Raw genomic sequence first — 18,463 nt, 5'->3', positions numbered from 1 at the left:
GAAAGACCATGTTACAAGGAAAAAAGATCCTCTTGGGCGTATCCGGTAGTATTGCTGCCTACAAAGCAGCTACCCTTATACGATTGCTGGTAAAAGAAGGCGCCCAGGTAAAAGTAGTGATGACCGCTGCGGCCTGTGATTTTATTACTCCCCTAACGCTCTCCACTTTATCCAAAAATGAAGTGATGGTAGCCCTTAAGAACGATCAAAGCTGGAATAACCACGTAACGCTGGGCCGCTGGGCCGATGTGATGCTGATAGCGCCCGCATCTGCCAACACCATTGCTAAAATGGCGCAGGGCCTGTGCGATAACCTGCTGCAGGCAGTATACCTCTCGGCCACCTGCCCGGTATTGTTTGCCCCGGCTATGGATGAGGATATGTGGCACCATCCTGCCACCCGCCATAACATAGAGAAATTATTGTCTTACGGCCACCGGCAGCTGCCCGTGGAAAGCGGTGAGCTGGCCAGCGGTCTTTTTGGTGAAGGCCGCATGTCGGAGCCGGAAAGTATCATTGCTTTCCTGCGCCAGTACTTTAACACCCCGCAAACCAATATTCCTGTACAGCAGCCTTTAAAAGGCAAGCTGGCATTGGTAACGGCCGGTCCTACTGTGGAGCCTATTGATCCCGTGCGTTTTATCAGCAACCATTCCAGCGGTAAAATGGGTATTGCCATTGCCGATGCATTGGCAGCTGCCGGCGCTACTGTAAAGCTGGTGCTGGGGCCTACACGTTATACCCCTGCTGATCCCAGCGTGGAAACCATTCATGTTACCACTGCGGCTGAAATGTTCAATAGCTGCATTGCCAACTATCCCATGTCGGATATTGTTGTAATGGCCGCTGCCGTAGCAGATTACCGGCCCAAAACGGTGGTGGATAAAAAGATAAAGAAGGGAGATGAAGGTATGACGCTGGAGCTGGAAAAAACACACGACATACTGCGTACCCTGGGTAATAACAAAGGCCAGGACCAGCTGCTGGTGGGCTTTTCCCTGGAAACGAACAACGAAAAGGAATACGCGCTGAAAAAATTACAGGACAAAAACCTGGACCTGGTAGTGCTGAACTCTCTGAAAGATGAAGGCGCCGGGTTTAACCACGATACCAATAAAGTGACCCTGTTTGACCGTGACGGCAAGGAAACTGCCCTGCCGCTGAAGTCCAAGCAGGAAGTAGCAAAGGATATTGTTTCGGCTATAATTGAATTGCAACATGAAAACAAATAGTCCACGGCCTGCGAGCCATGGTTTACGGCCCCGCCCTATGAGATATATTTTCTTAGCTTTTAGCTTTTGGCTTTTAGCTTTTAGCTCCGCCCATGCGCAGGAGATCCGCGCCAATGTAACCGTAGTGGCCGGCCAGGTGACCGGGGTAGATAAAAAAGTGTTCACCACTTTGCAGAACGCCATCAAGGAATTCTTAAATAACCGCCGCTGGACCAATGATGCCTATACTGTAGGCGAACGCATTGAGTGCAACTTTATGCTGAATGTGCAGCAGGACCTGGGCTCCAATGCTTATAAGGCTGCGCTTACCATACAGGCTACCCGCCCGGTATTTAACTCCGGTTATGTAACCAGTTTGCTGAACACGCAGGATAATAATGTGGCTTTCCGTTATGTAGAGTTTCAGCCGCTGGAGTTCAGTGATAACCGGGTAGTGGCCAATGATCCCATGGTATCTAACCTCACCGCTACCTTAGCCTATTATGTGTACATTATACTGGGACTGGATTACGATTCTTTCTCGCCCCGCGGTGGTGACGACTTTTTCAAAAAAGCGCTGAACATAGTAAGCAATGCGCCGGATGGTAAGGATATTGCCGGCTGGAAAGCATTTGAGGGTAACCGTAACCGTTACTGGCTGCAGGATAATCTGCTGAATGCAAAGTTCAGCCGCTTTCACGATGTAATGTACCAGTATCACCGCCAGGGCCTGGATGTGATGTATGATGATATGAACAAAGGCCGTGCTGCTGTAATGAATAGCCTGAACATGCTGTACGCCATTCAGCAGGATATTCCCAATTCTATGCTGCTGCAAACCTTCTTCACTGCCAAGTCGGACGAGCTGCTGAAAATATTTTCCAAAGCGCCGCCGCAGGACAAAAGCCGCGCGGCGCAAATGCTGGCGCAGATGGATATAACGAATGCGAACAAGTATCAGCAAATGAAGTAAAGCAAGTGATCACGAACCAAACGATGACGATTATACGAAAGATAGTAATAGCTGTGCTGCTGCTGGGCGCTGTGGCCTGCGGTAATGCCGATAAAGTGCCTTCCAACATACTGTCTAAGGAAAAAATGCGCGATATATTGCTGGATATGAACATGGCAGATGCCTACAGCTACGATATTTCGCCCATGAGAGGCGTACCCCTGCCGGATTCTATGCGGCAATTAAAAGTAAAGGAATATTACCGGCAGATCCTGGACCTGCACCACATATCCGTAAAGGATTTTATGTTCAGCTACCGTTACTATGAATCGCATGCCGACCGCCTGAAAGAAGTGTATGACATGATGCAGGCCGCTATTGCAGAAGACCGCAAGATCCAGGAAGGCGAAGAGAGAAGGCAGCAGTATGCCGAGAATCCCGGCAGCTTTTTTCCATATCCCAAGAATACTGTAATTTCAAAAAAACAAGATACCATCTTGCCTTTCCTGAAAAGGAAACACTAACCCTGTAAAACACCAAAACATGAACAAAGTAGTGGCTAATGCTGATGAAGCCCTGCATGATATACCCGATGGTGCGGTATTAATGCTGGGAGGATTTGGATTAAGCGGTATTCCGGAAAATTCTATTGCAGCCCTGGTACGCAAGGGCGTTAAACAGCTTACCTGTATTTCCAATAACGCGGGGGTGGATGATTTTGGCCTGGGCCTGCTGCTAAAGACCCGGCAGATCAAAAAGATGTTATCGTCTTATGTAGGCGAGAATGCAGAATTTGAACGGCAGCTGCTTAGCGGAGAGCTGGAAGTAGACCTTATTCCGCAGGGCACGCTGGCTACCCGTATACAAATGGCCGGCATGGGCATTCCCGCCTTTTTTACGCCGGCCGGTTATGGTACCGAGATAGCAGAAGGCAAAGAGGTACGCGAGTTCAATGGCAAGCAATACCTGATGGAGCTGGCCCTGCATGCGGATTTTGCTATTGTAAAAGCCTGGAAGGGCGATACCATGGGCAACCTGGTGTTCCGCAAAACCACGCGCAATTTCAGCACCTCTATGGCCAAAGCAGGCAATATCACTATTGTGGAAGTAGAGCAGCTGGTGCAGCCCGGGGAGCTGGATCCCGACCAGGTACATGTACCGGGCATATATGTGCACCGCATTTTTCAGGGTAAGGATTATGAGAAGAGGATAGAGCGGAAAACGGTTAAAATGTAAGATGTGCAGATATGCAGATGTGCAGATGTTTTGAATGTGCTGATGTGCTAATATGCTAATGTGCTGGTGATTGTTAGATGTGTGGATGATTGTAGCATGATGGTGTACTTACAGACTACTGATATCCGGCCCGGTAAATCTAAAATCTAAGATCGTAAATCTAAAATTGAATCATGGCTTTAGATAAATATGGTATTGCAAAAAGAATAGCGCAGGAGCTGCAGGATGGTATGTATGTGAACCTGGGCATTGGCATTCCCACCCTGGTATCCAACTATGTGCCGGCAGGCATTTCCATTATGTTACAGTCTGAAAATGGGATGCTGGGCATGGGGCCTTATCCTGCCGAAGAAGATATTGACCCCGACCTGATCAATGCCGGTAAGGAAACGGTAACTGTATTACCCGGCGGCTGTTTTTTTGATTCCGCCGAAAGCTTTGGGATGATACGCGCCGGTAAAGTGAACCTCACGGTATTGGGCGCTATGGAAGTGGCTGACAACGGGGATATTGCCAACTGGAAAATACCCGGCAAAATGGTAAAAGGTATGGGCGGCGCTATGGACCTTGTTGCGGCAGCTCAAAATATCATTGTGGCCATGATGCATACCAACCCCAAGGGGGAAAGTAAGCTGCTGCCACAGTGCAGCCTGCCGCTCACAGGCGTACGCTGCGTAAAAAAAATAGTAAGCGACCTGGCGGTATTAGAAGTTACCCCGCAGGGCTTTAAGCTGCTGGAACGCGCACCCGGCGTTAGTGTGGAGGAGATTAAAGCCAAAACCGCCGGCCGGTTAGTGGTCGAGGGAGAGATACCTGAGATGAGGATATAGGAAGAAGAAGCAGGATGTAATAGATGAGAGATTAAATGCAAACGATGAGTTTGATGTAAATTGATCTGCTATTAAGATACAAATGGGCCAGGCTTTTAAGGCGTGGTCTATTTCTTTTTAGCCCTCAGGTTAATTTACACCCCCGCTGGCGGCCCGTCACAGAGCAGGCCGCAGCCTGCGATCCGCAAAACAATAAATATGTATTTTCCATATATCATTAATCGCTCTGCCTGCCCACACAATTATTAATTCTTAATTGTTAATTATTAATTCTCCGGAGGAGGATCCCCTAAATTTTCGTAACTTAACTACCCTGTTAAAAACCTGTCACCAAAAAGCGTTCGAAGTGCAAGTTGGTCTCATTTGTTACAACGGAAGATTTCTTCCCGGATCAGAACCCATTTTTACGGCAGATAACCGTTCCTTCCGCTATGGAGACGGCTGTTTTGAAACCATGAAAGTGTACCAGGGACAGGTGCTGCTGTCGGACCTGCATTTTGAGCGCCTGGCCACCAGCATGAACCGCCTGCACTTTGATGTTCCACTGAACTTTACCAAAGACTATTTTACCGGCCTTATTACAGAGTTATGCGCCCGCAATGGCCTATCCCGCCTGGCAAGGGTAAGGTTAACCGTATTCCGCTCCAACGGCGGTTTCTATGACCCGGTAGATAATACGCCCAACTTTATCATACAATCTGCAGAGCTTACCCGGCGCATTTTTGAGCTGAATGAGGAAGGGCTTACAATAGATGTGTTCCCTGATGCCCGCAAGAGCTGCGATAAGCTCTCCAGCATTAAATCCAATAACTGCCTGGCCTATGTAATGGCCAGCATGTATGCCCGCCAGAACCAGCTGGATGAGGCGATTCTGCTAAACCATCACAACCGTATAGCAGATACTACCATTGCTAATTTATTTGTGGTACGCGATGGGCAGATCATGACCCCGCCCTTGTCAGAGGGCGGCGTATGCGGGGTAATGCGTAAACATTTATTGAGAACAGAGCTGCCGTTTAAGCTGGAAGAATATCCCCTTTCCATCACCGACCTGGAAAAGGCCGATGAGATCTTCCTCACCAATGCCATTTATGGCATTCGCTGGGTAGGGCGTTTCCGTAATAACCGCTACGGCAATGCAGCCGCTACTATTTTACACGAAGTGTTATTTGAAGGAGTTATTTGATTTTAGATTGACGATTTTAGATTTTGGATTTGATGGATAAAGATCCATTGGTTTAACCCGGTGCTTCATTTATGCTAATGATGCCTACCGGTTTCAATCGCTTTCATCAAATCTAAAATCGTAAATCTAAAATCGTAAATCTACGATCCCCCGGCTTTTTTCATCAGCAGATCCACCGCTGCATGGCCTTCCTGGCCCAGATCCAGGCTAAAATCATTTACATACAGATCAATATGCTGGCGCATTACGTTCTCGTCCATTTCCTGCGCATGCTGCGTTACATATTCAGATAATTGCGGGTAATGCTGATAAGAATATTGAAGGCTTTTGTGGATCAGCGCATCTACCTGCTGCTGTATTTCCAGCGGCACATCCTTCCGGATAAAAATGCCTCCCAGCGGAATGGGGCTGCCAGTGGTGCTTTCCCAGTACTCGCCCAGGTCTATGATCTTTACCAGGCCTTTTTGCTGGTAGGTGAAACGGTTTTCGTGAATAATAACGCCTACGTCTGCACGGCCATCCAGCACCGCCCCTTCAATTTCAGAGAATACCATTACCTGCTTTTGTTTGGCTTCCGGGAACGCGATGGAGAACAGCAGGTTGGCGGTGGTATTATCACCCGGAATGGCAATGCGGCAATCCTTCACATCTTCCAAAGCAATAGGTTTTTTAGCGATCAGCAAAGGGCCGCAGCCTCTGCCCAGGGCGCTGCCGCTGTTCAGCAGGTTGTACTGATCTTTTACTTTCCGGTACACTGCAAAACTGAGCTTGGTAATAGCCAGCTTGCCCTGTAAGGCCCATTTGTTCAGGGTTTCCACATCCTGCAGGTCTGTGTTGAATCTTAATCCGTCCGTTTCGATCTTGTTGTTCACCATGGCATCAAAAATAAAAGTGTCATTGGGGCATGGTGAAAAACCTAATGATAAGTCCATTGTATAATTTTTTAGTTTTTAGTCCATGGTCCATGGTCGATGGTCCATAGCCTCCTTCGTATAGCTGTTTAACAAGTTGCATTAGTTGAACTACCTGCTCTGCGGCTTATGCCATGGACTATCGGCCATGGGCCATGGCCTCAACCACCCCAACCAGCGCCTGGTTCAGGTTCTTAACTGCCAGGGGAATGTTCCACTTGCTCTTATCCCGTACCTCAACATAATTCGAGATACAGCGCAGCTGCAGAAAGGGGATGTTTTCCTGTAAGCAGGCAAAATGAAAAGCGGCGCCTTCCATACTTTCTATATCGGGCGTATATTTCTGCTGCAGGCGCTCAATGGAGGGCAGGCTGCCCGTTACCGTGTTAATGCTTACGCTGCTGCCTATTGGCAGATCAGGGGTAAAGGGCAGGCCGGCAAAGGTGTTTACCAGGCTGGTGCCTGCAAAAGGTGTTTGCCCGCTGTTCCAGAGCCCGATCTCAAAAAGATCTCTGAAGGTACCGGCGTCATCCACGCCCAGGTCGCCAAACTGCTCTTTACCGATCATAACTACCTGCCCTAAAGGCCAGCTATGGTTAAAGCTACCGGCTATACCTGCCTGTATGGCTACATCCGGCCGTTTGGCAGCCATATATTTGCCCAGGTGCCAGGCGGTATGCGTGAGGCCTATGCCCCCGATCAGCACCTCAACCTGACAAGTTTGCGGCAGGCTTGCCTGGGATAAATATTCACTGAACGGTTTGATTTCCAGTGCTGTAGCGGCTACTACCAGTAGATTCATCCTGTAAACTTACGGCTGGCTCGCGGATTAATGGTATTTTTGCGAAAATTTTATTTCAATAATGATCTATTTAACGCGTGTGGAGAATTTCAATGCTGCGCATAAATTATCCAATCCCGCATGGAGCAAGGAAAAGAACCAGGAAGTGTTTGGTAAATGTGCCAATGATAACTGGCATGGGCATAACTATGAGTTACATGTAACAATAAAGGGCACACCTGATCCGGAAACCGGGTTTGTATTTAATGCCAAAACTCTGGGCGATGTGATCAAAGACGTGATCGTGGAAAAGGTGGATCACCGCAACCTGAATATGGACGTGGATTTTATGGCAGGTAAATTCACCTCTGCCGAAAACCTGGCCATTGCCATCTGGGACGAGCTGGCTAAGAACTTACCTCCTGCAGCGCAGCTGCATTGCATTAAGTTATATGAAACGCCCCGCATTTATGTAGAGTATTACGGCGGTCAATGAGCATTTGATCCAAAGACAGGACGCCGGCTTTAGAAATCAGAAATCGCACAACAAAATGGCATACAAAAAGACTGAGACATTTGATGAGCATGTGACCTCCGGTTTGATGGATAATTACAGGGAATGTTTGCAGCTGATAGGAGAAGATGCGGACCGGGAAGGCTTGCAGAAAACGCCGGAACGCCTGGCAAAAGCCATGCAGTACCTTACACAGGGATACCAGCTGGATGCCAAGGCCATTCTGCGTGGCGCTAAATTCACAGAGGCTTACAGCGAAATGGTGATCGTAAAGGATATAGAGCTGTATTCTTTGTGTGAGCACCACATGCTGCCTTTTTTTGGCAAAGCCCATGTAGCGTATATACCTAATGGTTACATCACCGGGCTAAGCAAAATAGCGCGTGTGGTAGATGTGTTTGCCCGCCGCCTGCAGGTGCAGGAGCGGTTAACGCACCAAGTGCTGGATGCCATCCAGGAAACGCTGGAACCGCTGGGTGTGGCCGTGGTAATTGAAGCGCAGCACCTGTGTATGATGATGCGCGGCGTGCAGAAACAGAACTCCGTTACCACCACATCGGGCTTCTCCGGCCAGTTTGAGGATGGCCGTACGCGGTCTGAATTTATGCGCCTTATTGGAAAATAACAGGGTAGTAAGTATCATACGTAACCTTCCGGGATCACATTCCTGGAAGGTTCTTTTATTATATTATTGGCTAATGTTTAAGTAACTGATTTTTTTGTTTTCTTTGCAGAGCTATTTCAATCTAAACTACAACGAGTAATGAAGCACGCTTACGTATTTCCCGGTCAGGGATCACAATTCCCCGGAATGGGAAAACCACTGTATGATGCCAGCCCCAAAGCAAAAGCATTATTTGAGCAGGCTAACGACATACTGGGATTCCGCATTTCCGATACTATGTTCACCGGTACCGATGAAGACCTGAAACAAACCAATGTTACCCAGCCGGCTGTTTTCCTGCACGCCGTAGTAGCTTTTATGGGTATTGAAAATGCAAAACCGGATATGGTGGCGGGCCACTCCCTGGGCGAGTTCTCTGCCCTGGTAGCCAATGGCACCCTGTCTTTTGAAGATGCGCTGCGCCTGGTTTTCATACGCGCTACAGCTATGCAAAAGGCCTGTGCAAAACAGCCTTCTACCATGGCTGCCGTACTGTCGCTGGATGATGCTAAGGTAGAGGAGATCTGCGCAGCAGTTACCAAAGAAACCGGTGAGGTAGTAGTGCCTGCCAACTATAACTGCCCGGGGCAGCTGGTGATCTCCGGCACCGTGAATGCGGTGAATATTGCCTGTGAAAGAATGAAGGCGGCCGGCGCCAAAAGAGCGCTGGTATTACCGGTGGGCGGCGCTTTCCACTCCCCGTTAATGGCCCCTGCCAAAGAAGAGCTGCAGGCAGCTATTGAGGGTACAACCTTTAACACGCCCTCCTGTCCGGTGTACCAGAATGTGGTAGCTAAAGCCATCATCGACCCGGCGCAGATCAAACAAAACCTGATCGACCAGCTGACCGGCGCCGTAAGATGGACACAATCCGTACAGGCAATGGTAGCTGATGGCGGTACAGAATTTACCGAAGTAGGCCCGGGTAAAGTATTACAAGGCCTGATCCTTAAGATCCATAAAGAGGCGGTAGTGAATGGAGTGAGTTGATAATGTGCAAATGTGCAAATATGCAAATGTGCAGATGATGAAAAATGATCTTCATTTGCACATTTGTGTTTTAGCGCATACTGCCCTTTCATCTGCACATCTGCATATTTGCACATCTACACATTTAACTCCATTTCCCACTGCTTCACAGCCACCTCAAACCCCGCCTGCAACAGGAACTGCTGTAACCCCTTGTTATCATCCGTAATATTAATAATGGAAAAAGGCCCCTGCAGCACCTGTATAACATGCTGCAGCAATGCGCTGCCAATCCCTTTGCGCCGGTGCTGCGGGTGTACACCCAGCTGGCGGATCCGTTTGTTGCTGCCGAACACACTGATAAATCCTGCAATCTCATTTTGCTCATAGGCCAGCCAGGTAAGGGTATGCTGGCCTTCCCGCTGAATGCTGGCAGGGCTGTTGGCCCAGCCGGGCGCCTGGTCCGTAAAGGTATTCAGCAGCGCCCAGTCAGGGGTGGCAGCAGTGCGGATGGTAATATTTTTCCGTACCTGCTTTATAAACGGCTGCCCTTTATAGCAATAAAAGAAACGGGTTTTGGTAAAACCGCTGTTCTCATATGCTTTAATGGCGGGGGTATTGGTGCTGATAACCTCCAGCAATATACGCTGCACACCTTCCTGTTTATATTGTTGCCGGTAATGTGCATACATGCGCTGCACCAGGTGCTGTCCGCGGTAAGCCGGTATTACGCCGGTGCCCCCGTTATACAGCAATGCGGGGTTAGGCCAGGTATCTGCCCCATGTAATATAAAACCTGCCAGTGTGGGGCCGTCAAAAGCGCCAATGCAGTGGGAGAGCCGTACGTTCTCGCCCTGCAGCTTTTGTTCCAGCAAGGGCACGGTTAACTGGAACGGTATTATATAATCGCTGAAAGCAAGGTTAAAAACGCTGCAAAGCTCCGGCAGCGTAATGTTTTGGAGATGGGAAAAGCGGATCATGGTTGTATTTGGTCCATGGTCCATAGTCGATGGTCCATGGCGTTTTTCATGTTATGGAATGGACCATGAAACACGGCCCGTGCTACAGTTTAACGTAATGTAAATACCTTCTTTGAATCATGGTCAGTGGCCATCCCACGCACAAGCACCCTGCGTTAAATGCCATGGACTATCGACCATCGACCATGGACTAAAAATCAATACTCCCGTTCCACCATTCGGGATCAAATTTCGCATTATACTTTTTATAAAAATTAATAGCCGGCTCATTCCATTCCAGCACCTGCCAGGTAAGGCCATGGAACTGTTTTTCCTTTGCTTCTGCGATCAGCTGATCAAACAGCAGCTTGCCAATACCTTTACCGCGGTAGCGTTCAGATACTACAATATCTTCCAGGTACATCCGGCAGCCTTTCCAGGTTGAGTAACGGATATAATATAATGCAAAACCGGCAATAAACTCCTGTCCATCCTCTACGGTTACCGCTACAAAGGCCTTCCATACCGGCGCAGGGCCAAAACCGGCATTCTCAAAATGTTCCAGGCTAACCGTTACCTCCCGGGGCGCCTTCTCATACTCCGCCAGCTCCCGGATCAGCTCCAGCAGGCGGGGACAGTCTTCTTTTTGTGCAATCCTGATTTTGATACTCATTACTTTAAATGGTTAGTGGATAACGCGGATCTGACCCGCTGTAATAATTCGTAAATCTAGAATCTAAAATCGTAAATTGGTAATAACCCGGTAGCATTATGATGGTATCCTCTTTTTATTCCGGTGTACCCCGGCACCTGGTAGCAGTTGACGGCATTATATTCGGCTTTGAAGACAGCAGGCTTAAATTGCTGGTGATCCAGCGCAAGGTAGATCCCAAACAGGGTGAGTGGTCGCTGGTAGGCGGTTTTGTACAGGAAGGCGAAAGCACGGATGCTGCTGCTGCCCGCGTGCTTAAACAAACCACGGGCCTGGAGAATATTTTCATGGATCAACTGGGCTGCTATGGTGAAGTGGAAAGGGATAGCGGCGCCCGCGTGATCTCTATTGCCTATTACGCCCTTATACGCGTTAAGGAGCATGATCATATACTGGCTGAAGAACATGGCGCACACTGGCTGGAGCTGCACCAGATACCCCCGCTTATTTTTGACCACGGCCGCATGATAGCCGATGCCCTGAAAAAGCTGAAGGACAATGCACACTTTCACCCCATTGGCTTTGAACTGTTACCTGAAAAATTTACCCTGTCGCAGCTGCGCAGCCTGTACGAAGAGATCTATCAGCATGAGCTGGACCGCCGCAACTTCCGCAAGAAAATACTGTCTATGAGCATACTGGAAAAGCTGGAAGAAAAAGATAAAACCACCTCAAAAAAAGGAGCGCACCTGTACCGGTTCGATAAACAAAAGTATGAGCAGCTCACCCGCCGGGGATTTGTATTCGAGATCTAGTGACGGCGCGTTGTTACGTTCTTTCCTTTATCTTCACATATAATATTTCTTTTTACATGGATATTATTTAGTATGCATCAAGCCGTAATGTATTGAACCATCTTCCGCGTAATAAAAATATTATGAGATGGGGTGTTATTTGTGTGTGGCTGATATGTAAAGCAGTTGTGTTAAAGGGCCAAAGCCAGGAGATCAGCCGGCTAAAGGCACAATTACCCCATACAAAGGATAGCACGCAATACGTGGATATCCTGAACCGCCTGTCTGTGCTATACCTGCCCCAAAACCTGGATACCTGTTTACTTTACACCAATGCAGCCCGCAGCATAGCAGAGCGGCAGGGCTATTCAAAAGGGCAGGCCGCGGTTTGGATGAACCAGGGCAATTACTACGCCCTCCGTTCCAACAGCTTTTTATCATACCGTTCTTACCTGCATGCCTTACGCGCATATGAAAAGCTGGGCGATAGCGCGGCCGTATGCCAGGCGCTTGCCAATATGGCTATTTATTACAAGTACATAGGGCAGCAGGCATCTGCCGTGCAGTACATGAACCAGGCCATGCATAAAAGCCGCAGTGTGCGCAATGATTCCCTGTATGCCACCATACTGGTAAACTATTACTTTGTGCATGCGGATGACAGCCTGCATGCAGATTCAGCACAATGGGCGCTGGCAAAGGTGCGCAGCCTGGCAAACCGGTACCATGATGAGCGCACGCAGTTAAAATGCGGCTTGTACGAAGCAAATGAGCGCATAAAAAAGGGTGATGTTGCCGGCGCAGAAAAGCAGCTGCTGCAAATAATACAGCAGGCAGCTGCCAATGGCTATACTTACCTGGCCATGTATGCCAGCGCACAGCTGGCCGGTTATAAAGGTTACTTTAAACAGCCGGATTCTTTACAATATAAAGTGAATATGGTGCAATACGGTGTAGCAGGCGGTTACTGGGAGCTTATATTACCCATGACCACCGCGCTGCATTCCTATTACACCCGGCAAGGGCAGCCCGCTACTGCAGCCCAGTACAGCCATTTAATGCTAAGCATACTGGAAAAAGAACAAGCAGCAAGAACACAGGGTGAGCTGGATTATATGGCTTATTATCAGCAGAACGGCCGCCTGAATGCCTTGCAGTTACAGCACCGTTTACAGCAGGCAAAGCTGGATAAAAAACGCCTGGAGAACCGCAAACGCCAATACCTGGTAGGCGGTATGGCCCTGTCATTAGTGCTGGTAATGCTGCTGCTTACCTTCTTTTATTATGCATATAAAAGATCGCGGGAGAATGGTATACGGCTTACGGAAAAGTACCGTGAGATCAGTGAAAAGAACACGCTGCTGCAAACGCATGATGATTTTAAGAACAAGCTGATATCCCTTATTGCGCACGACTTTCGCATGCCGCTGGTGAACATACTGGAGATCATGAACTTTTTGCAGGCGCATTCCCTGGGCCCGGAGGAAGCGGCTTCCCTTTTAACCGGTGTAGAGCGCAGCTCTCAAAACACACTGCATACTTTTGACAGTATACTGCGATGGATCAATTCCCAGCTATCGGGCTTTGTATATGCGCCGGAACCCTGCCGTGTGCAGGAGCTGGTGAACATTGCGCTGCAAAGCCTTACAGATGTGATCTCCGAAAAACAGGTGCAGGTGAATGTGCGTATCCCCGGTAATATATACGTGCTGGCAGAGTGTGAAATGCTGCAGTTTGTGCACCGCAATTTTATTCACAATGCGCTTAAGTTCTCGCCCCGCCATGGCAGTATTTATGTAACAGCCGCTGTTCATGAAGGACAGGTGACCGTAACGGTAACTGACGAAGGTGCAGGCATACCGGAGCATTTATTACCACACCTGTTTGAGTATCATGCAGACCGGCCGCGTAAAGGGCCACAGCAGGGCGCTGGCCTGGCGTTGATCATTTGCAGGGATTTTATGAATATGATGAAAGGCAGTGTGCAGGCAGCCAATACCAGCGGCCGGGGCGCAGCCTTATCTTATACCTTACCACAGGTTGAAGCTACAGATCCTTCAACCACCAGTTAAACAATGCAGCGTATTATCCTGTACATATTGCTTTGCGGCAGCTTATTGCCGGGCGCCTTCCGGGCCGGGGCACAGTCTGCGGAAATAGCAAACCTGCGCAGCAGCTTACCCTTTGCAAAGGATAGTATGGCGTATGTAGATATGCTGAATCAACTGGGCATGTACTATCACCTGAGCAATATAGACAGCTGTTTTCTGCTGGCCACCAAAGCCCGGGAAATAGCGGTGCGCCTGCATTACAAAAGGGGAGAAGCCGGCGCGCTGAAAAACCTGGGTATTGTATACGGGCAGCAGTTCAGCATACAGCAGGCCATTGCATATGAAAAGGCGGCTATGGCCTTATACCTTGCCAGCGGCGACTCAGCCAACGTTTGCCACATGATGAACAACCTGAGTATTGACTATGAAGCCGAGGGCAATAAACCATTGGAGCTATATTATGAGCAGCAGGCCATGGCCTGGGGCAGCCGCCTTTCCAACGACTCTATGTATAGCCTGGTGCTAAGCAACTATATCATTAAATACTCCAAAGACAGTACCAAGCAGCATGCTGTTAAATGGGCATATGATCAGCTGCGCAGTATTACCGCACGTTACCCTTACTCACGGGAATGGCTATATGCAAAAATGTTTGAAGCGGTTACCCTGTTAAAACAGGGGCATGGCGAACAAGGGGAGGTATTGATCAATAAGGTGGCGGATACGGCTATACAAAAAGGATTCCTGCACCTGGGCATAGCAGCGTATTTCCGGGTGCTGGACGATTTTATTCCGATGGGCTATCCCGCAGATAGTGTGCTGTATGCCGCAAAAATATTCAAGCTCTCACAGCAGGCAGGGTATTATGAGCTGATGATGAAAATGCTGCCTTATCTGTACCGGCACTATGAAAAGGTGAATGATGCGGATAACATTGCTTACTATGGCAATGGCCTGCGCCAGCTGGCGCTGCATCAGCTAGCCCTGCAACGGCAGCGGGGCGGGATCAATTACCTGGAATATTTTATGAAAGAGCAGGAAATGCAATCGCTGCAGCTGCGTAACCAGGTACAGCAACAGGCCATTGAAAGAAGTAACCTGGAACGGGTCACGCGCCGCATCCTCATCTGGTTCCTGGCAGCGCTGCTGGTATTGTTAACCGGCATTACCATCGTGTATTACCGGTATTACCGCAACTCCCGCAAATATGAGCTGCGCGTGGATAATATGAATAAGTCTATTGCGGAAAAGAACCGTTTGTTACGCTCCAACGATGATTTTAAGAATAAGCTGATCTCAGTAATAGCACATGATTTCCGTGATCCGTTAAACAACATCATTCGCATGGCAGCCATGCTGCAGGCGCACTCGCTGGATAAGCCCTCCATGGAGCAGCTCACCAGCCAGATCGCGGATTCCGCTGCAGAAACCCTGGCTGTTTTTGATAACATCCTGCGGTGGATCAAGTCGCAGCTTTCAGGATTTATATATGCCCCTGCGCCCTGTAATATTTATAGCATGATGACGGAAGCCCTGCCAAGCATACAGCATGCCGCGCAGGAAAAAAAGGTGAGCATCAGCATACAGGTGCCGGATGATATACAGGTAGCGGCAGAGCGGGAAATGTTACAGTTTGTGCACCGCAGCCTGTTAAACAGCGCCATTGGCTTTTCCACGCCGGGCGGGCAGGTACAGGTATTAACCACAGAAGAAGCGGGCGCCGTAAAAGTATGGGTAAAGGTATTGCAGATCAACATTACTGCGGCTATGCTGCCGCACTTGTTTGAATACAGGGGCACCAGCTATTACAAGGGATTCCGCCGGCACGATGCCGAGCTGGCCCTGGTGATCTGTAAAGATTTTATGGATAAAATGGGCGGCCATATCAGCGCCGCACCGGAAAAGCAGGGGTTTGCGTTTGTGTACGAGCTACCGTCGTTTCATTAATGTGCAGATGTGCAGATATGCAAATGTGCAAATGAAAAATGCCGTTATCCGCACAAATTCATTTGCACATCTGCACATTTATAATCTGCACATTATTTCGGATCGTACGCCCACTTAATATAGCTTGCGCCCCAGGTAAAGCCGCCGCCAAAGGCTGCCAGCACCAGGTTATCGCCTTTTTTCAGCTGTTTTTCGTAATCCCATAAACACAGGGGAATAGTACCGCCGGTGGTGTTGCCGTAGCGCTCAATGTTCATCATCACCTTTGCTTCCGGCAGTCCCATACGCTGGGCCGTAGCATCTATAATACGCTTATTGGCCTGGTGAGGTACCAGCCAGGAAACGGTATCGGATGTAAGCTGGTTGCGTTGCATAATATCATGCGCAGCTTCCGCCATGTTGGCCACAGCGTATTTGAACACCATTTTACCTTCCTGGTACACGTAATGTTCCCGGTTGGTAACGGTTTCTATGCTGGCAGGTTTAACGGAACCGCCTGCTTTCATGTGCAGGTACTCACGGCCGTGGCCATCGCTTTTCAGAATGCTGTCCACCAGGCCGTAACCTTCTGTATTGGGCTCCAGCAATACGCCGGCGCCGCCATCGCCAAAAATAATGCAGGTAGTACGGTCAGAGTAGTCCATGATGGCGCTCATCTTATCCGCCCCTATCACCATCACCTTCTTATAACGGCCGCTTTCAATAAAGCGGGCGCCGGTATCCAGTGCATATAAAAAGCCAGAGCAGGCTGCGTTTATATCAAATCCCCAGGCATTTTTAGCCCCTATCTTATCCGTTACCACGTTGGCTGTAGCCGGAAAAACCATGTCAGGTGTTACAGTAGCCACTATCAGCAGGTCTATTTCCTCAGGACTGATCCCCCTTTTGCGGCATATTTCCAGCGCTACCGGTACACATAGATCAGAAGTACCCTTGCCTTCCCCTTTCAATATCCTTCTTTCCTTTATCCCCGTGCGGGTGGTGATCCATTCATCTGTGGTATCTACCAGTTTTTCCAGTTCTTTATTGGTAAGTACATAGTCAGGAACATAACCACCCACCGCTGTAATAGCGGCCGTAATTTTACTCATATGTCGGAATAATTGTTTTACTAGGGGTCAAAAATACGATATTAAAAGAAATTCAAAAGTCTTATGTTGTCATAACGAACCGGGAGTTCAAGTAAAGCACAATCACTTACGAGTTTTTCCGTAAGTTTGCGCCTTTATAAATCCTGTATGATCGCTTACCTTACCGGAAAATTAACCCACAAGTCTCCTGCAATGGTGTATGTAGAAGTGCAGGGGGTGGGATACGAGGTACAGATCAGTTTAAATACCTACTCCCGGATCCAGGGGATGGAAAACTGCAAGCTGCTCACCTTTTTGCATATAAAAGAGGATGCCCATACCCTGTATGGCTTCTTTGACGATGCGGAACGCAGCATGTTCCTGCTGCTGCTGGGCGTATCCGGCATAGGGGCGTCCACGGCCCGTATGATGCTCTCCTCCCTGCAACCGGAAGACATTCAGCGCGCCATTGCCATGGAAAACGAGAAAATGCTGGAAAGCATTAAAGGCATAGGCGCCAAAACGGCAAAACGGATCATTCTGGAGTTAAAAGACAAGATAAAAAGGCAGAAAGAAACAGGACCACAATTATCTGTCAGCACGAACAATACATTGCACGAAGATGCGTTAAATGCATTGGTAACCCTGGGGATAGCCCGTAACGTGGCAGAACAGGCTATTCAAAGGGTACTGAAAACAGAACCACTATTGCAGGACTTGGAAGGGCTCATAAAAAAATCCCTGAAAAGTCTATAATTTTATTACCCTGACCTCTATAAAAACCTATTTCGCTTGGCAAAAAAGACATATTTAAGTGCTTTTGCAGTGATAGGCGTCGTATCTTTTTTTATTCTTGACACTGCCGCAAGGGAACGTTCGGGAAATTATTTTAAGCAACCAAACTGGAAAACAGATACAACCGCAAAGGATACTACCCATAAAAGTGACACCCTGAAATATCCTATAAAAGACAGGTACGGAAATGCCATTACCGATCCTGTCCGGAATGCCATTGACCTGAAAGACCCCGCCAGCATTAAAAGAGACGTAGAATACGATCCCGTTACCAAACAATATACCGTTACGGAAAAAATAGGCGACCAGTACTACCGTAACCCCACCTACATGAGCTTTGACGAGTTTTATAAGCTGCAATCTTCCCAGAGCGAACAAAGCTACTGGCAAAAGCGGGCAGCTACCCTGGGCAGCCTGAACCAGCTGGGCTCCGGCCCGCAGCTGAACAGCGGCAACAGCCTGTTTGACCGTGTATTTGGCGGCAGCAAGGTGGATATACGCCCCCAGGGAAGCCTGGACCTCACGTTCGGTTACCAGGGCCAGAACATCAAGAACCCCGTGCTGGTTGAACAGGCGCGTAAGAACGGGGGTTTTGATTTTGACATGAACATTAACATGAACGTAACCGGTAAAATAGGGGATAAGCTAAAGCTCATCACCAACTATAATACCCAGAGCACCTTTGACTTTGAGAACCAGATAAAGCTGGAATACACCGGTTACGATGATGAGATCATAAAAAAGATAGAAGCCGGTAACGTAAGTTTTCCCTTACGCAGCCAGCTGATTTCAGGGGTACAGTCGCTGTTTGGTCTTAAAACCCAGCTGCAGTTCGGCCGCCTAACGGTAACCAGCGTACTCTCTAACCAGAAATCGCAGAAACAGAACCTGATGCTGAAAGGCGGCACCCAGGTACAGGACTTTAACATACGGGCAGATGA

19 protein-coding genes are annotated in these 18,463 nt (G+C 48.6%); 14 read left to right on the top strand and 5 right to left on the bottom strand.

All coding sequences use genetic code 11. The features are described 5' to 3' along the window. The first annotated feature begins 8 nt into the window (after positions 1 to 8). The 6 genes from coaBC to VIM87_RS08675 all read left to right on the top strand — a co-directional run bounded on the left by coaBC (position 9) and on the right by VIM87_RS08675 (position 5,415). Positions 9 to 1,232 carry a bifunctional phosphopantothenoylcysteine decarboxylase/phosphopantothenate--cysteine ligase CoaBC gene (gene coaBC / locus VIM87_RS08700; protein WP_331996605.1) on the top strand — a complete coding sequence of 408 codons (1,224 nt, stop codon included), beginning with the start codon at positions 9 to 11 and terminating at the stop codon, positions 1,230 to 1,232. A gap of 37 nt (positions 1,233 to 1,269) precedes the next feature. After that, positions 1,270 to 2,184, top strand: a complete 915-nt coding sequence (locus VIM87_RS08695) for a DUF4835 family protein (RefSeq protein ID WP_331996604.1) — start codon at positions 1,270 to 1,272, stop codon at positions 2,182 to 2,184. A 5-nt stretch (positions 2,185 to 2,189) separates the two neighbouring features. Beyond that, positions 2,190 to 2,687, top strand: a complete 498-nt coding sequence (locus tag VIM87_RS08690; protein ID WP_331996603.1) for a DUF4296 domain-containing protein — start codon at positions 2,190 to 2,192, stop codon at positions 2,685 to 2,687. Between the two features lie 19 nt (positions 2,688 to 2,706). Continuing rightward, the gene (locus VIM87_RS08685) at positions 2,707 to 3,399 is read left to right on the top strand and encodes a CoA transferase subunit A (protein ID WP_331996602.1); all 693 of its coding nucleotides are present in this window, start codon (positions 2,707 to 2,709) and stop codon (positions 3,397 to 3,399) included. 173 nt (positions 3,400 to 3,572) lie between these two features. Then, on the top strand, positions 3,573 to 4,229 hold the full coding sequence (locus VIM87_RS08680; protein ID WP_331996601.1) for a 3-oxoacid CoA-transferase subunit B: 657 nt from the start codon (positions 3,573 to 3,575) through the stop codon (positions 4,227 to 4,229). A gap of 346 nt (positions 4,230 to 4,575) precedes the next feature. Then, complete coding sequence (locus tag VIM87_RS08675) at positions 4,576 to 5,415, top strand: aminotransferase class IV (RefSeq protein ID WP_331996600.1); 840 nt, start codon at positions 4,576 to 4,578, stop codon at positions 5,413 to 5,415. A gap of 140 nt (positions 5,416 to 5,555) precedes the next feature. Here the strand turns inward: VIM87_RS08675 and VIM87_RS08670 are convergent, their stop codons facing one another. Both VIM87_RS08670 and mqnB read right to left on the bottom strand, forming a co-directional pair. Next, entirely contained in the window at positions 5,556 to 6,347 is a 792-nt protein-coding gene (locus VIM87_RS08670; protein ID WP_331996599.1) for a 1,4-dihydroxy-6-naphthoate synthase, read from the bottom strand. A 118-nt stretch (positions 6,348 to 6,465) separates the two neighbouring features. Further along, entirely contained in the window at positions 6,466 to 7,128 is a 663-nt protein-coding gene (gene mqnB / locus VIM87_RS08665) for a futalosine hydrolase (RefSeq protein WP_331996598.1), read from the bottom strand. 61 nt (positions 7,129 to 7,189) lie between these two features. Between mqnB and VIM87_RS08660 the strand changes: the two genes are divergently transcribed. The 3 genes from VIM87_RS08660 to fabD all read left to right on the top strand — a co-directional run bounded on the left by VIM87_RS08660 (position 7,190) and on the right by fabD (position 9,275). Next, positions 7,190 to 7,603: a 6-pyruvoyl trahydropterin synthase family protein gene (locus VIM87_RS08660; protein ID WP_089917804.1), complete on the top strand. Its 414-nt coding sequence runs from the start codon at positions 7,190 to 7,192 to the stop codon at positions 7,601 to 7,603. A 55-nt stretch (positions 7,604 to 7,658) separates the two neighbouring features. After that, the gene (gene folE / locus VIM87_RS08655; RefSeq protein ID WP_089917802.1) at positions 7,659 to 8,246 is read left to right on the top strand and encodes a GTP cyclohydrolase I FolE; all 588 of its coding nucleotides are present in this window, start codon (positions 7,659 to 7,661) and stop codon (positions 8,244 to 8,246) included. Between the two features lie 138 nt (positions 8,247 to 8,384). After that, entirely contained in the window at positions 8,385 to 9,275 is an 891-nt protein-coding gene (fabD, locus tag VIM87_RS08650) for an ACP S-malonyltransferase (RefSeq protein ID WP_331996597.1), read from the top strand. 116 nt (positions 9,276 to 9,391) lie between these two features. Here fabD and VIM87_RS08645 read toward each other — a convergent pair whose 3' ends face one another. After that, positions 9,392 to 10,234 carry a GNAT family N-acetyltransferase gene (locus tag VIM87_RS08645; protein WP_331996596.1) on the bottom strand — a complete coding sequence of 281 codons (843 nt, stop codon included), beginning with the start codon at positions 10,232 to 10,234 and terminating at the stop codon, positions 9,392 to 9,394. 190 nt (positions 10,235 to 10,424) lie between these two features. Then, the gene (locus VIM87_RS08640) at positions 10,425 to 10,886 is read right to left on the bottom strand and encodes a GNAT family N-acetyltransferase (RefSeq protein WP_331996595.1); all 462 of its coding nucleotides are present in this window, start codon (positions 10,884 to 10,886) and stop codon (positions 10,425 to 10,427) included. A 98-nt stretch (positions 10,887 to 10,984) separates the two neighbouring features. On the opposite strand from VIM87_RS08640, the gene VIM87_RS08635 reads away from it, so the two are divergent. The 3 genes from VIM87_RS08635 to VIM87_RS08625 all read left to right on the top strand — a co-directional run bounded on the left by VIM87_RS08635 (position 10,985) and on the right by VIM87_RS08625 (position 15,657). After that, positions 10,985 to 11,680, top strand: coding sequence for an NUDIX hydrolase (locus VIM87_RS08635; RefSeq protein ID WP_331996594.1), 696 nt, complete (start codon positions 10,985 to 10,987; stop codon positions 11,678 to 11,680). Positions 11,681 to 11,847: 167 nt separating this feature from the next. After that, positions 11,848 to 13,731, top strand: coding sequence for a tetratricopeptide repeat-containing sensor histidine kinase (locus tag VIM87_RS08630; RefSeq protein WP_331996593.1), 1,884 nt, complete (start codon positions 11,848 to 11,850; stop codon positions 13,729 to 13,731). Positions 13,732 to 13,734: 3 nt separating this feature from the next. After that, positions 13,735 to 15,657 (top strand): tetratricopeptide repeat-containing sensor histidine kinase, encoded by a 1,923-nt coding sequence (locus tag VIM87_RS08625; RefSeq protein ID WP_331996592.1) that lies wholly within the window; start codon positions 13,735 to 13,737, stop codon positions 15,655 to 15,657. Between the two features lie 92 nt (positions 15,658 to 15,749). Here the strand turns inward: VIM87_RS08625 and VIM87_RS08620 are convergent, their stop codons facing one another. Further along, positions 15,750 to 16,748, bottom strand: coding sequence for a beta-ketoacyl-ACP synthase III (locus VIM87_RS08620; protein ID WP_331996591.1), 999 nt, complete (start codon positions 16,746 to 16,748; stop codon positions 15,750 to 15,752). Positions 16,749 to 16,895: 147 nt separating this feature from the next. Here VIM87_RS08620 and ruvA point away from each other — a divergent pair, with 147 nt between their 5' ends. Together ruvA and sprA are read left to right on the top strand one after the other, a co-directional pair. Next, positions 16,896 to 17,483: a Holliday junction branch migration protein RuvA gene (ruvA, locus tag VIM87_RS08615; RefSeq protein ID WP_331996590.1), complete on the top strand. Its 588-nt coding sequence runs from the start codon at positions 16,896 to 16,898 to the stop codon at positions 17,481 to 17,483. A 36-nt stretch (positions 17,484 to 17,519) separates the two neighbouring features. Next, a partial coding sequence (gene sprA / locus VIM87_RS08610; RefSeq protein WP_331996589.1) for a cell surface protein SprA occupies positions 17,520 to 18,463 on the top strand: 944 nt, incomplete at its 3' end.

It is taken from the genome of Chitinophaga sp. (assembly GCF_036569125.1).
Lineage (GTDB): Bacteria > Bacteroidota > Bacteroidia > Chitinophagales > Chitinophagaceae > Chitinophaga.
Note: the sequence above shows the minus strand (reverse complement) of the source record. Positions and strands in the feature narration are given on the sequence as shown.